Source organism: Paenibacillus cucumis (ex Kampfer et al. 2016), assembly GCF_019748695.1.
Classification (GTDB): domain Bacteria; phylum Bacillota; class Bacilli; order Paenibacillales; family Paenibacillaceae; genus Paenibacillus; species Paenibacillus polysaccharolyticus.
Window position 1 is genome coordinate 225,988 of sequence record NZ_JACLIC010000010.1, and the last position, 13,051, is coordinate 239,038.

The window sequence follows — 13,051 nt, forward strand, 5'->3', positions numbered from 1 at the left end:
CTGAAACTCACCTGGAAGCGGAACGATGGAACACGGCTAGCACGAAACAGGCCGAAGGCTGAAGCCAGCCGACAGTATATCGTTACGGGTTGCCTCCGTGAATGGGCCATTGTGCTCGGGTCGAAGCATATTAGAACGAAACGGAGACTACTTCTGTTACGCTAATACGAAGTGTAGAGATCGATGCACAATACTAAGGGGACTTTCAAGCTGTTATTCGAACAGGCTTGAGGTCAACAAGAGTGGTACCGCGAAGGTGAACAGCCTGTCGTCTCTTGCATTATGCAGGAGAAGGCAGGCTTTTTTGATTTTTATTTTTTGATCAATATGAACAATAAATATCATATCAACAAACGTAATGAACGGGAGCAGTAGAACGGCAAAGGCGCTCAGAGAGCTGCGGGGTGGTGCGACGCAGTGGCTGGAATCGTTTGAATCTCGCCCGGGAACAGAGCTTTGGAAACATGAGAAGAGGCAGAGCTTGCTCGTCACTAAACGAGACGGTGTCAACTCATGTGTACTTAGCAACGGTTAACCCCCGTTACAGGGTGTTTCTCTGAAATGTTACGGTTTCGCCGTAGTTAGGATGAAGTCTAATGAACTTTTTGGAGAACACGAGGTGGATGGTGTCAGTGCAGGCTGAGCCATCAAGCGAGAGTGGTACCGCGGAGGGGAGAATAACCCGCCGTCTCTTTGATGAGATGGCGGGTTATTTGTTTTGCTGCCGGCAGCAGGGTGGGCGAAAGGGAACAACCATATGGATGCAAGTCTGATCAGGAAATCTGGAACAACAGTTGTTCAGGGTGTAAGTCGACGTACACTTTGAACCATCACACATCACATTGAACATAACTTTTCACAAACCAAACATATACGAAACCGATATCCCAAAATTAATGGAGGTTAATGAATATGACAACCAATCCGAACAAACGCAAGATTGACATTTTTGATACAACGCTGCGAGATGGAGAGCAAGCACCCGGAGCTAGCCTGCATCCTGAGCAAAAAATAGAGCTGGCTCACCAGCTGGCAGCGCTTGGCATTGACGTCATTGAGCCTGGATTCCCCATCTCCAGCCCAGGGGAGTTTGAGGCGGTTCAGGCGATCTCGAGACAATTGCAGCAGGTGGAAATCTGCGGATTTGCACGTGCAGTCAAAGGCGATATCGATGCTGCGGTGAAGGCTACAGCAGATGCGGCCCGGCGACGAATCCACCTGTTTATATCCTCATCTGATATTCATATTGAGCATCAGCTACGCCGTCCACGCAGTGAAGTGGTGGCAACGGCCCGGGAGATGGTCTCCTATGCACGTCAGTTTACGGATACCGTGGAGTTCACAGCGATGGACGCTGCGCGTACCAAGATGGATGATCTGATTGAAATGATTGAAGTGGCCATTGAGGCAGGGGCGAGTATCATTAATCTGCCGGATACGGTTGGTTATGCGCTGCCGCATGAGTATGGAGAGATGTTCCGACGCGTACGTGAAGGGGCGCGGGGCGGCGATAAAGTTCGCTATAGTGCCCACTGCCATAACGATCTGGGCCTTGCCGTGGCAAACAGTCTGGCTGCCATTGCGAATGGTGCTTCCCAGATTGAAGTGACGATTAACGGGATTGGGGAACGGACAGGAAATTGTGCGTTAGAGGAACTGATTATGGCGCTGGAAACACGCGGAGACGTGATCGGAGCAACGACCAACATCAAGCTGAATCAGCTATATGAGACATCTCGCCAGATTAGCAGAGCCATGCATTTCCCGATTGCTTACAACAAACCGGTTGTTGGACGTAACGCATTCCAGCATGAGTCGGGCATCCATCAGGACGGTTTGCTGAAAAACCGCAATACGTATGAGATTATGGACCCGGAAGCACTGGGCATTCCGCGCAGTATGATTATTTTGGGGAAACACTCGGGTCGTCATGCTCTGAAGGATCGGGTGCGCAAATACGGATTTGAACCGGATGAACAGCAGATGGAACAACTGTACGAAGTGTTCAAAGTTACCGCAGATCAACAAAAAGTGGTAAGTGATGACCAGTTGTTGCAAATGGTAAGCCAAACGATGAATATTCCGGCACAGGACTATGAATTGGTTGAGCTGCAAGTGACGGCAGGTAGCATGACAGACCGCATGGCTGCGGTCCGTATTCGTACGAGTGCAGGGGAACAGTCCTACTCTGCCGTAGGCAAAGGTCCTGTAGATGCGACGATCCAGGCTATCGGGCAGTGTATCTCAGATGACATTACGTTTGTTGATATGGAGATGCATGCCTTGAGTGGGGGAGAAGGAGCCAGCGCGGAAGCCGTGATCACGGTAGAACGTGCCGGACGAGAGTTCAGGGGGACGGCAACACATCATGATATTGTCATGGCTGCAGGTTTGGCTTACGTTGCGGCATGTAATGCAGCTGGACTTAAAGCGGAAACTGTTGTGGATAGTGAAGAGGTGTCTGTACATTAAGGTGCCTTAGAGATATGAATATGATTTAGCAAAAAGAAGCTAAAAAGGGTTACTTCCGCCATGGTTTGGGCGGAATGGAACCCTTTTTCTGCTTACATGTATATCGCTCTAGCTTGTGGAATGTATTCATCAAAGCTTATGAGAGGTATATTATTCAAGCTCAAGGTAGGTAAAGACTCGTGAGAAGTTTCCGTGACAGGTATCCTTAACGTTAGCTAAATAGATGAATTCACCATAATCATCGAATTGGAAGCCTGCCTTGCCGCCGGACTGGAGCGCAAGCAGAACAAACCAATCTTCATGACAGGTCAATTCCTGCCAGCCCTGCTGCTGGGCATGTGATACAGCACGCGCAGTAGCTGGAGCAGTCGAACGATGATGACCCAGTAGTTGGTGCTGCGGTCCATGACCAATATGCATACATTCCCGAAAGGTTGAAATCACGGGAAAAGGATCTAACAACCCTATGCTGGAATATGCAGAGCTTGAATCAGGAAGAGTCAGAAGCGGGAGTATTCGCATGGTCTGTGGCTCGAGGCTGATCTCATATTCAGAAGCCAGAGCAAGTACAGGTTGCCCGAAACGTTCAAAAGACAGAGTTCCATCCGCAACGGTATGCGCTTTAAGATGATGCAGTTGGTCTTGACTGACCACGAGCCGGTTATGCTCACTGCTCCATATCAGCATCTGCATGACAGAGTTCGCCAGATCTTCTGCATCCTCTGGTAGCGGATGATGAATATAGTGGCTACTTTCAGGCCAATACAATACTTTGCCACCGCGTAAATCAGTATCTGACATAAAGGTTAAACAGCCGCTTGAAGGCAAATATTCGATGGATTCGGGTAAATCAGACAGATTGATCTGCGCGAGAAAGTTGTAGTGTAGTCCATCCTCATTACGCGGCCAAGCCACACCTTCTGGCAAATCAGGCCCTCCGCCAATTCGTGTGATTGCGCATAACTCCGCCGGAGCAGAACCCGCTTCGATCAGCGTAAAGGCAGATTGAGCAATAGCCCGTAACTCATCGGAATGTTTTTGCAAGCCTGTTTGGGTCAAAGCATGCTGAAAAAGTTCCTCGACATGAATATGCTGTGCATTCTCCAGTTTCTTTAATGGAGATATCTCTTCGCGAACATCACTTGAAGGCTCCATTTGATCAATCTGCTCCATACTTTCCATAGCTGTGTGAAGAAGCTGTTCCCAAGGATCATCATTGGGTACACTGGATTCCGTACTCTGCTCTGAGACGGGCTGCAGACTTTTAAAACTGGAATGAAACTGTATTGAAGCAAGGGTCTGAATAAATGCCTTTTCGATGACTTCAAGCTCCCCCTCCGAACACATGGCTGTAGCAGAAAGAATAGTGCCTTTGCCCTCCAAGTAAAACATGGTGCGTAAACGATACCAAGAGACATCGATTCCATCATCTTTATCAACAAGTCGATCCCTTTGCTTCACATACTCTCCAGCTAGACCCGCAATCAGAAGCTCATGGCGATCCATGATATCTCCGTATCCATCAATGATGCGGGATAAATGTGCAGACGGTGTTTCTGGCTCCTCTGTGTCATCTGCTTCGGATATCCAGATACTCATGGAGGAGGAGAGCATTGTGACCGGGACACAACGGGCAATGACAATAGAACCGATCACTTGAACCGAAGAGAAGGGGGCTTGAACATGGATAGTGAATTCGGGAGTAATGGTTGTTTGCATGAGAGTCCTTTCCTGGGCTTTCAGAGGCTCGCTTGCCCATTTAAAATATGAAAGAATGGAATAAACGAAAAACCATATAGCAATAATCAAATCTGTCAAGGTGTGACTATAGTTATCCACATATCCAGTATAATTTGTGGGTAACTAAGGTGAAGTACTGCAATATGTGTTTTCGAAACATGAGGTTCTCAGGGGATAGAATGCATCTGAGTTACCAACATTGCTGTGGATAATGTGGATAAAACGGTGGATAAATATGGTTTTTTTATACAAAGCTTATTCTACCAACGTTTGATTACATGAAAAGGGTTGTGAAATGTTACTCATTGTTGTGGATAATAAAAGGGGATGCCTTCCGAAATTTATTTTATGTAATCCATGGATATTTGACAAATGTGAAAATATGATTTTTGATCTCTACCAAGCTGAGAGTGTTGAAGTTATTTTATCAGCGAGTCCCGCGTCTTCTAAATCGCTGGATTCCTACACAATACAAGAGGCTCCACGTTACTTTCGTAACACGGAGCCTTACCGGAATCACAGACAGAATCATCACGCGGAATCACAGCTTAGCCCATCGCTAGGCTTTCCCACTCTTCATAAGCTTTTGCAAGAAGACTTTTGTGCTCCTCCGATGACTGCTGTAGTTCCTGTAATTTCATATAATCCTGATACACTTCTGGCAAAGTCATCTGTTCTTCGAGCGAAGTGATTTCGGACTCCAATTCGGCAATCTGTTGCTCCAGAGCTTCCTGTCTGCGCTGTCTGTTTCGTTCTTCGCGTTTGGCTTGTTTATCCGCCTCGAAGGAAGCGGCACCGGATTTTTCAGTTGCTGCTGAACCGGCACTTGCTGTTGCGGAAGAAGCGGATTTGGAAGCGGCCTGGCGAGCCTCGGCGGCCTCACGTGCAATGTCCTCCAATTCCTGCTTTTTCTCCACGTAATCGTCATAGTTACCGAGGTATTGCTCAGTGCCGCCCGGATGAAGCTCAACGATCCGTTCTGCCATTTTGTTCAGGAAGTATCGGTCATGTGATATGAAGAGCAGCGTTCCTTCGTAATCCATTAAGGCGGCTTCCAGCACTTCTTTGGCGAAGAGGTCGAGATGGTTTGTCGGCTCATCGAGAATAAGCACATTGGCTTCCTTCAGCATGAGCTTGGACAGAGACACACGAGCCTTCTCTCCACCGCTGAGCGAGGATATTTTTTTGAGCACATCGTCACCGCTGAACAAAAAGTTACCCAGTACGGTCCGAATGCGCGCTTCTTCCATGCCTGGATAAGCACTCCACAGTTCTTCGAGCACCGTGTTGGACGGATTCAGTCCAGTCTGCTCCTGGTCATAATAACCGATCTGTACTTTGGTGCCCCACTGAATATCACCCTGCACAGGACGAAGACTGCCGGTAAGACATTTCAGCATCGTTGATTTTCCGATCCCGTTAGGCCCAATCAGGGCCACGGTTTCACCACGTCGTAACTCGAAGGACACATTGCGGAACAGAGGTGACCCCTCATCGTATGCAACGGATAACTGATCGACACGCAGGACTTCCTTGCCAGACATAACAGCGGTCTCAAATGAAAAATGGGCTTTTTTGAGATCGCCAAGTGGTTTATCCAGACGATCCATTTTCTCCAGTGCTTTGCGACGACTTTGGGCACGCTTCGTCGTTGAAGCGCGTACGATGTTCTTTTGCACAAAGTCCTCCATCTTGGAGATTTCATCCTGTTGTTTCTCGTATTGTTTCATCTGAATCTCATACTCGGCTGCCTTCAGCTCCATATAGCGACTGTAATTACCCGTATATTTTTTGGAGCGATGACGTTCGATTTCAACGATTGTCGTTACAAGTCTGTCGAGGAAGTACCGGTCATGGGATACAACTAACAGTGCGCCAGAGTATCCTCTCAAATAATCTTCGAGCCATGTCAAAGTTGCGATATCCAGATAGTTGGTAGGCTCGTCCAGCATAAGCAGATCGGGAGCTTGCAACAGAATGCGGGCTAATGCGAGTCTGGTCTTCTGACCGCCGCTGAGTGTGCTGATGGGGGTGTCTGGGGAGAATTCACCAAAACCCATACCATGCAGTACGCTGCGAATGCGCGTTTCCATCTCGTAACCGCCATGATCCTTGAACCAGTCCGAGCGTCTTGCATAGCGTTCCAGCAGATCAGCGTATTGCTTTTCATCTTCCATTCGTGCGGGATCGGCAATATCATGCTCCATCTGTCTCAGTTCAGCTTCGGTCTGGGTCAGATGAGCGAAGACATGCATCATTTCTTCCCAGATACTGCGGTTAGACTGCAGGCCGCTATTCTGCGCGAGGTAACCAAGCGTTGTTTCTTTGGATTTGAAGATTTGTCCGCCGTCATGGGACATTTCTCCAGCGATGATTTTGAGTAAAGTGGATTTTCCTGCACCGTTAACGCCAACCAGTCCGATGCGCTCACGTTCTAATATTTGTAAGTTCACGCCGTCCAGGATTGGATCGACACCAAAACGTTTAATAATTCCGGATACTTGCAGCAACATAGAATTAAGTTCCTCCATAGGTCGAGTTCTGAAATAGACACTTACTTCTCAGTTTACATGAAATACAGAGCAAATGCACCGGTTGGGAACGGCTCCGGCTTGTAGTCTTTTTGGTCAATCAGTGATAAACTGAAAGAAGGCATGTTATACCATGACGATTTTGCAGAAAATGAATCATTTGAACCTGATCATCCAGATGACATCTTGTCTTAACATATAAGTGCAATGGCTTGAATTTATTTTTTACCTTCCACATCAACAGGAGGTTCGTCAGCATTATGCAGGATCATGCGGAACAGAAGAAGCAGCTTCGCTCCCGGCTTAGACAGCTACGCGATCGTTTGGACGAGCAGATGCGTCAGCAAGCTAGCATGCGAATGAATGACGGACTGAAGCGTGAACTGGATCGTCTGCGGCTAAACAAGAACAGGCAAAAGCGTGAGACGCTGGTTATTTTCAGCTACCTGTCTTATGGCAGTGAGGCTTCCACCGATTTTCTTTTTGAAGAGGGTTGGAAACAAGGGGATGTGTTGCTAGCGCCCAAAGTGCTCGCTGATCCGCCACGAATGGAACTGCGGCGAGTGACGAGCCAGGAGGATATTGAACCAGGCGTTTGGGGCATACCTGAACCTAAGGCGACTTGTGAAGTGTTGCAGCCCGAAGATTGGCCGGCTTTGGATCTGGTGCTGGTACCGGGACTGGGTTACGACCTTCGAGGAGGACGGATCGGATACGGTGGCGGCTATTACGACCGGTTTGCAGCGAGTCTTGAGAACCATTGTGCTAAGCAAGGTAAAGGACCTCTCATGGCTGCTTTGGTATTACCAGGCCAGTTGGAGCCGGACATTCCGATGGACCCGCTAGATCTGCGGCTGGATCTGTTGATAACACCCGAAGGTATATTACATATCGAATAAAGGGTTGTGATGTGATTGAACTCAGAAGTAAACCAAGGTCAATCTTCCAGTGGGAAGCTGACTCATTTTAATGAACAGGGACGAGCCCGGATGGTGGATATTTCGGGTAAGGATGTAACGGTACGTACCGCTGTTGCTGTAACGAAAGTCACGATGAACCCGGAGACACTGGAAGCCATTCGCCAAGGCCGTATTGGAAAAGGCGATGTGCTCGCGGTTGCTCAGATTGCTGGTATCCAAGGGGCGAAAAAAACGTCTGATTGGATTCCGATGTGTCATCCGCTTGCACTGAATGGGGTGGATATTCGTTTTCATGATAACGGCGTGGACGAACTCCATATCGAAGCAACCGTCAAGACAGAAGGCAAAACAGGTGTTGAGATGGAGGCGCTGACGGCTGCCTCGGCTGCGGCACTTACGGTCTATGACATGTGTAAAGCGATGCAAAAAGATATGATCATCGGCCCAACGATGCTGCAGTCCAAGAGCGGCGGTAAAAACGGTGATTTCAGACGATAACGGATATTTATTTTCATAGAGGAGAAGGGTGATCTTTATGGTGTGGAGAACAGCAATCCTGACAGCCAGTGACAAAGGGGCCCGTGGAGAACGTGAGGATACAAGTGCGCAGGTGATACGGGAACTTGTAGAGGAAGAACTGGGTGGTCAGATCGTGGAGTATCGGATCGTTCCTGACGAACCGGATGAGATTATTGCAGCCTTAATCGAGATGACCGATTATTTTCACGCGGATCTCGTATTAACAACAGGCGGTACAGAGCTGGCTATTCGGGATATTACGCCTGAAGCGACCAGACGGGTGATTGAACGTGAAGTTCCCGGCATGGCGGAGGCGATGAGATATAGTGTAATGAGCAAAAATCGCTCAGCGATGTTGTTCCGCGGTGTCTGCGGAATTCGCGGACGTACGCTGATCGTGAATCTGCCCGGCACGCCGAAGGGTGTTCACGAACACTTGGCAGCCATTATGGATCAGCTTCCGGAAGCGCTCCTGATGGTAACGGGCCAATTTAAGCAATAAGGAAAATAAAGCACAGTTATCATATTTACGGGTTATGTAAGTGGTTACATCTGTGGTATGATGGGCATAAATCCAAATGCAGTTAAGACATCTGATGAACATGACTTCGGTAGAGCATTTCGAAAGCTTGAAACAAGGAGGAATAAGTATGCTAGGACCTATTGGGCCAACTGGTATTATTTTATTAGTTGTGGTTGCATTGCTGTTGTTTGGGCCTAACAAGCTGCCGGAATTGGGACGGGCTGTCGGACGCACGTTCCGTGAATTTAAGGAAGGCGCGCGTGATATTATTTCGGACGATGATGCTTCCAGCCGGAAAGAGCAGGAAAAAGCGAAACCGGTAGCAGCAGATACAACAGCTGCTGAGAAACCTGTGGATAAACGCCTGCCGGAATAAGGCTCATGCAACGAAAGAGACATCCCTTCCTGCCGGAAGGGTTTTGTATTTTAAAGCTGGAATTCCAGGGGAGGCAGGCATGACGCAGCAAAATGAAGAAATGACGCTTACCGAACATCTGAGTGAGCTGCGCAAGCGGCTGATCTATGTATTGAGCATTTTTATTCTGGGACTGATTGCAGGTTTTTTCGTGGCAGACCCGGTTTATCAGTATTTGACGAAGGCAGAGACGGCCAAGGGCTTCGTACTGCATGCGTTCTCGTTCTGGGACGGTATCGGGATTTATATGAAGATTGCCGGGCTCTTTTCCATTATTATCACGTTGCCTTTTACGGTGTACCAGCTCTGGAAGTTTGTGAGTCCTGGTCTGCGGCCACAAGAACGTAAGGCATCTCTGAAGTATGTGCCTTATGTATTTCTACTATTTCTGGTGGGAGTCGCTTTTTCGTATTATGTTGTTTTTCCAATGGCGCTTGCGTTCACAACCACGATTACGGAGAAAATGGGACTTGTCGAGACTTATGGTATGAAGCAGTACTTCAGTTTCCTGTTTGGCATTGTATTGCCAGTGTCACTGCTGTTTGAGTTGCCACTGCTGATTATGTTCCTGACAGGGCTACGCATTCTGAATCCGATTCGTCTGCGTAAAATGCGCAAAATTTCTTATTTCGTGCTGATTTTTATTGCAGTGGTCATTACACCTCCAGACTTAATATCTGATCTGCTTGTCATGATTCCGTTGTTGCTCTTGTATGAGATCAGTGTGTTTCTATCCGCCATTGTGTATCGCAAGCAACTTGCAGCCGATCAGGAGATTGAAGCTCGTTATGTGCGGTCCGAGGACAACCAGCATACAGGGTAGAGAATTCTATAGTTTATGTATTTAGAGTAAGAATGCTGCCTGCATCAAAAATGAGGTGCGGGTGGAGGATGAATCTACTCGCCTGAAGACCCGGAGAAGACGATTTGTTCTGATCCGGGTCTTCTGGTTCGATTGGAAGATGAGAAGAGATCTGGACATGCAGGCATATTATACGGGACGATGGATACAATGGAAAAGGGGATACGGGGTGAAGTTTGCATCTAAGGCAACGAATCTCGTAAAATAGAAGGCATGAATGTAACATTCATCCAGCTGTACCAGGCGTGATTTGGCTTATTGGATATAAGTGGTCAAGCTGTATGGATGTAAATTCAACGTAAATTCTCGCAAGAATTCATCAAAAAGACTTGAAATCATGCTTCAAGTTGAGTATCATAAAGTTGGTTGTTAGCACTGAACACTGTCGAGTGCTAATACATATGGCTGCAACCTACAAATGCAAGGCTATATAATTTTAAAAGGAGGCTATTTTTCATGATCAGACCTTTAGGTGAACGCGTATTGGTAGAACCACTGGAGCAAGAACAAACGACTTCTTTCGGGATCGTACTTCCGGACTCCGCCAAAGAAAAACCGCAAGAGGGTAAAATCATTGCAGTTGGTGCGGGTGCATTGAAAGACGGCGTACGTGTAGCTCTGGAAGTGAAAGAAGGAGACCGCGTTATTTTCTCCAAATATGCCGGTACAGAAATCAAATTCGAAGGTAAAGAATATTTGATTATGAAAGAGAGCGACATTCACGCGATTCTCGACTAATTTCAAATTTTAATCGGTTAACCGAACCATATAGCAGTACCATTTTACACAATATACTAGGGAGGTTTTCTTAAATGGCTAAAGACATTAAATTCAGTGAAGACGCTCGTCGCTCCATGCTTCGTGGTGTGGATGCATTGGCTAACGCAGTGAAAGTAACGCTCGGACCAAAAGGCCGTAACGTGGTTCTGGAGAAAAAATTCGGAAGCCCGCTCATCACAAATGACGGTGTGACGATTGCAAAAGAGATCGAACTGGAAGATGCATTCGAGAACATGGGTGCACAACTGGTTAAAGAAGTTGCAACGAAAACAAACGATGTTGCCGGTGACGGTACAACAACTGCGACAGTACTTGCTCAAGCCCTGATCACAGAAGGTTTGAAAAACGTAACTGCAGGCGCTAGCCCAATCGGTATCCGTAAAGGGATCGACAAAGCGGTTAAAGCTGCGGTTGCTGAACTGCAATCCATCTCCAAACCGGTTGAGACTAAACAATCCATCGCACAAGTAGCGGCAATCTCTGCAGCTGACGAAGAAGTAGGCGAACTGATCGCTGAAGCTATGGAAAAAGTGGGTAAAGACGGCGTAATCACCGTTGAAGAATCCCGTGGATTCGCAACGGAGCTTGAAGTGGTAGAAGGTATGCAATTCGACCGCGGATACATCTCTCCATACATGATCACAGATACGGACAAAATGGAAGCAGTTCTCGACAACCCGTACATCTTGATCACAGACAAAAAAATCTCCAGCACGCAAGACATCCTGCCATTGCTTGAGAAAATCGTTCAACAAGGCAAACCGCTCGTATTGATCGCTGAAGATATCGAAGGCGAAGCACTGGCGATGCTGGTTGTGAACAAACTGCGTGGTACATTCAATGCTGTAGCGGTTAAAGCTCCAGGATTCGGTGACCGTCGTAAAGCAATGTTGCAAGATATCGCTGCCCTGACTGGTGGCCAAGTAATTACGGAAGAACTGGGTCTGGACCTGAAATCCGCAGTTGTGGAACAATTGGGTACAGCTCGTCAAATCCGTGTTACGAAAGAAAACACAATCATCGTTGACGGTGCTGGTAACAAATCCGATATCGATGCTCGTGTTAGCCAAATTCGTACACAATTGGAAGAAACCACTTCCGAGTTCGACAAAGAGAAACTGCAAGAGCGTCTGGCTAAATTGTCCGGCGGTGTAGCAGTAATCAAAGTCGGTGCGGCTACTGAAACTGAATTGAAAGAACGCAAACTGCGTATCGAAGATGCTCTGAACGCAACTCGCGCTGCGGTTGAAGAAGGTATCGTATCCGGTGGTGGTACTGCGCTTCTGAACGTATATCATGCTGTTGCTGGTGTAGCATTGTCCGGCGACGAGCAAACAGGTGTGAACATCGTACTGAAAGCTCTGGAAGCGCCAATCCGCACAATTGCGGCTAACGCTGGTGAAGAAGGTTCCGTCATCGTGGAACGTCTGAAAAAAGAACAAGTTGGCGTAGGTTTCAACGCTGCAACTGGCGAGTGGGTTAACATGATCGAAGCGGGTATCGTTGACCCTGCGAAAGTAACACGTTATGCACTGCAAAACGCGGCTTCCGTAGCAGCAATGTTCCTGACAACTGAAGCGGTTATCGCTGACAAGCCAGAACCTGCAGGCGCTGCTGGCGCTCCTGACATGGGCGGCATGGGCGGAATGGGCGGCATGATGTAATAAAGGTATAAAAGCCTTTAAAGCAACAAAATTAAAAGTAAAAAAAAACATTTCTCAATATCTATTGAGAAGTGTTTTTTTGTCTGGAGCCAATTAATATTTGTTTAATTACCGACATGATTAATAACTTATTTAATATTTTCCCTCGTACTTGATGATACTGGATAAAGATAGTTCTCAAAAGAATATTCTTGAATTAGACCAATCGAAGACATAATTATTAAAATACTATCTTAATAGTAATTCTAAGTATCTATTGGAACGGAGCTTCTAAAACATTGCTCCGCAAAATCATATCCCTCTCTTAAGATAGAGATGATGGCTTGATTGTAAGGAGAAAGCGTATTAGTAGAGTTTGTTATCGAATAGTCACGGATTAATTCTTGTAGTTTTTCTAAATAATCCTGACCATCTAATCCTACCAAACCGCTCACGAATCGTTTTCAGAGGAACTGTCGCACTTGGCTTGACAATCCGCCATATAAATATTCAATGCAGTACAGAGAAAAAGTTTAAAGAAAAGGATTTTTTATTTTATATAGTTGAATTTTTTATTTAGTAGGGGATTAGGATAATATTAGGGGGATATGACTACGGAAAATGAACGGTGATGCTTATTTTAGTT

The 13,051-nt window shown here is 46.9% G+C and carries 10 protein-coding genes and 1 other annotated feature; of the genes, 8 read left to right on the forward strand and 2 right to left on the reverse strand.

Going from position 1 to position 13,051, the window contains the following annotated elements:
* Positions 1 to 349: 349 nt before the first annotated feature.
* Positions 350 to 696 (forward strand) — a binding site (T-box leader).
* Between the two features lie 216 nt (positions 697 to 912).
* Positions 913 to 2,472 carry a 2-isopropylmalate synthase gene (locus H7T88_RS07400; protein WP_221787848.1) on the forward strand — a complete coding sequence of 520 codons (1,560 nt, stop codon included), beginning with the start codon at positions 913 to 915 and terminating at the stop codon, positions 2,470 to 2,472.
* Positions 2,473 to 2,622: 150 nt separating this feature from the next.
* Here H7T88_RS07400 and H7T88_RS07405 read toward each other — a convergent pair whose 3' ends face one another.
* Entirely contained in the window at positions 2,623 to 4,191 is a 1,569-nt protein-coding gene (locus H7T88_RS07405; protein WP_221787850.1) for a DUF1963 domain-containing protein, read from the reverse strand.
* Positions 4,192 to 4,760: 569 nt separating this feature from the next.
* Positions 4,761 to 6,725, reverse strand: coding sequence for an ABC-F family ATP-binding cassette domain-containing protein (locus tag H7T88_RS07410; RefSeq protein ID WP_154958537.1), 1,965 nt, complete (start codon positions 6,723 to 6,725; stop codon positions 4,761 to 4,763).
* Positions 6,726 to 7,003: 278 nt separating this feature from the next.
* Here H7T88_RS07410 and H7T88_RS07415 point away from each other — a divergent pair, with 278 nt between their 5' ends.
* The 7 genes from H7T88_RS07415 to groL all read left to right on the forward strand — a co-directional run bounded on the left by H7T88_RS07415 (position 7,004) and on the right by groL (position 12,426).
* Positions 7,004 to 7,642 (forward strand): 5-formyltetrahydrofolate cyclo-ligase, encoded by a 639-nt coding sequence (locus H7T88_RS07415; RefSeq protein ID WP_221787851.1) that lies wholly within the window; start codon positions 7,004 to 7,006, stop codon positions 7,640 to 7,642.
* Positions 7,643 to 7,657: 15 nt separating this feature from the next.
* Positions 7,658 to 8,161 (forward strand): cyclic pyranopterin monophosphate synthase MoaC, encoded by a 504-nt coding sequence (moaC, locus tag H7T88_RS07420; protein WP_312027587.1) that lies wholly within the window; start codon positions 7,658 to 7,660, stop codon positions 8,159 to 8,161.
* A gap of 37 nt (positions 8,162 to 8,198) precedes the next feature.
* Positions 8,199 to 8,684, forward strand: a complete 486-nt coding sequence (locus H7T88_RS07425) for a MogA/MoaB family molybdenum cofactor biosynthesis protein (protein WP_017690080.1) — start codon at positions 8,199 to 8,201, stop codon at positions 8,682 to 8,684.
* A 148-nt stretch (positions 8,685 to 8,832) separates the two neighbouring features.
* The gene (gene tatA / locus H7T88_RS07430; RefSeq protein ID WP_221787852.1) at positions 8,833 to 9,081 is read left to right on the forward strand and encodes a twin-arginine translocase TatA/TatE family subunit; all 249 of its coding nucleotides are present in this window, start codon (positions 8,833 to 8,835) and stop codon (positions 9,079 to 9,081) included.
* 79 nt (positions 9,082 to 9,160) lie between these two features.
* Positions 9,161 to 9,943, forward strand: coding sequence for a twin-arginine translocase subunit TatC (gene tatC, locus H7T88_RS07435; protein ID WP_221787853.1), 783 nt, complete (start codon positions 9,161 to 9,163; stop codon positions 9,941 to 9,943).
* Between the two features lie 495 nt (positions 9,944 to 10,438).
* The gene (gene groES, locus H7T88_RS07440) at positions 10,439 to 10,720 is read left to right on the forward strand and encodes a co-chaperone GroES (RefSeq protein ID WP_090918205.1); all 282 of its coding nucleotides are present in this window, start codon (positions 10,439 to 10,441) and stop codon (positions 10,718 to 10,720) included.
* Positions 10,721 to 10,794: 74 nt separating this feature from the next.
* Positions 10,795 to 12,426 (forward strand): chaperonin GroEL, encoded by a 1,632-nt coding sequence (gene groL, locus H7T88_RS07445; protein WP_090918203.1) that lies wholly within the window; start codon positions 10,795 to 10,797, stop codon positions 12,424 to 12,426.
* The last annotated feature ends 625 nt before the right edge of the window (positions 12,427 to 13,051 follow it).

Coding starts and splice junctions, on each gene's coding strand:
- H7T88_RS07400 (WP_221787848.1), top strand. CDS start 913: ATGACAACCAATCCGAACAAACGCAAGATTGACATTTTTGATACAACG.
- H7T88_RS07425 (WP_017690080.1), top strand. CDS start 8,199: ATGGTGTGGAGAACAGCAATCCTGACAGCCAGTGACAAAGGGGCCCGT.
- H7T88_RS07410 (WP_154958537.1), bottom strand. CDS start 6,725: ATGTTGCTGCAAGTATCCGGAATTATTAAACGTTTTGGTGTCGATCCA.
- groL (WP_090918203.1), top strand. CDS start 10,795: ATGGCTAAAGACATTAAATTCAGTGAAGACGCTCGTCGCTCCATGCTT.
- groES (WP_090918205.1), top strand. CDS start 10,439: ATGATCAGACCTTTAGGTGAACGCGTATTGGTAGAACCACTGGAGCAA.
- H7T88_RS07415 (WP_221787851.1), top strand. CDS start 7,004: ATGCAGGATCATGCGGAACAGAAGAAGCAGCTTCGCTCCCGGCTTAGA.
- tatA (WP_221787852.1), top strand. CDS start 8,833: ATGCTAGGACCTATTGGGCCAACTGGTATTATTTTATTAGTTGTGGTT.
- tatC (WP_221787853.1), top strand. CDS start 9,161: ATGACGCAGCAAAATGAAGAAATGACGCTTACCGAACATCTGAGTGAG.
- H7T88_RS07405 (WP_221787850.1), bottom strand. CDS start 4,191: ATGCAAACAACCATTACTCCCGAATTCACTATCCATGTTCAAGCCCCC.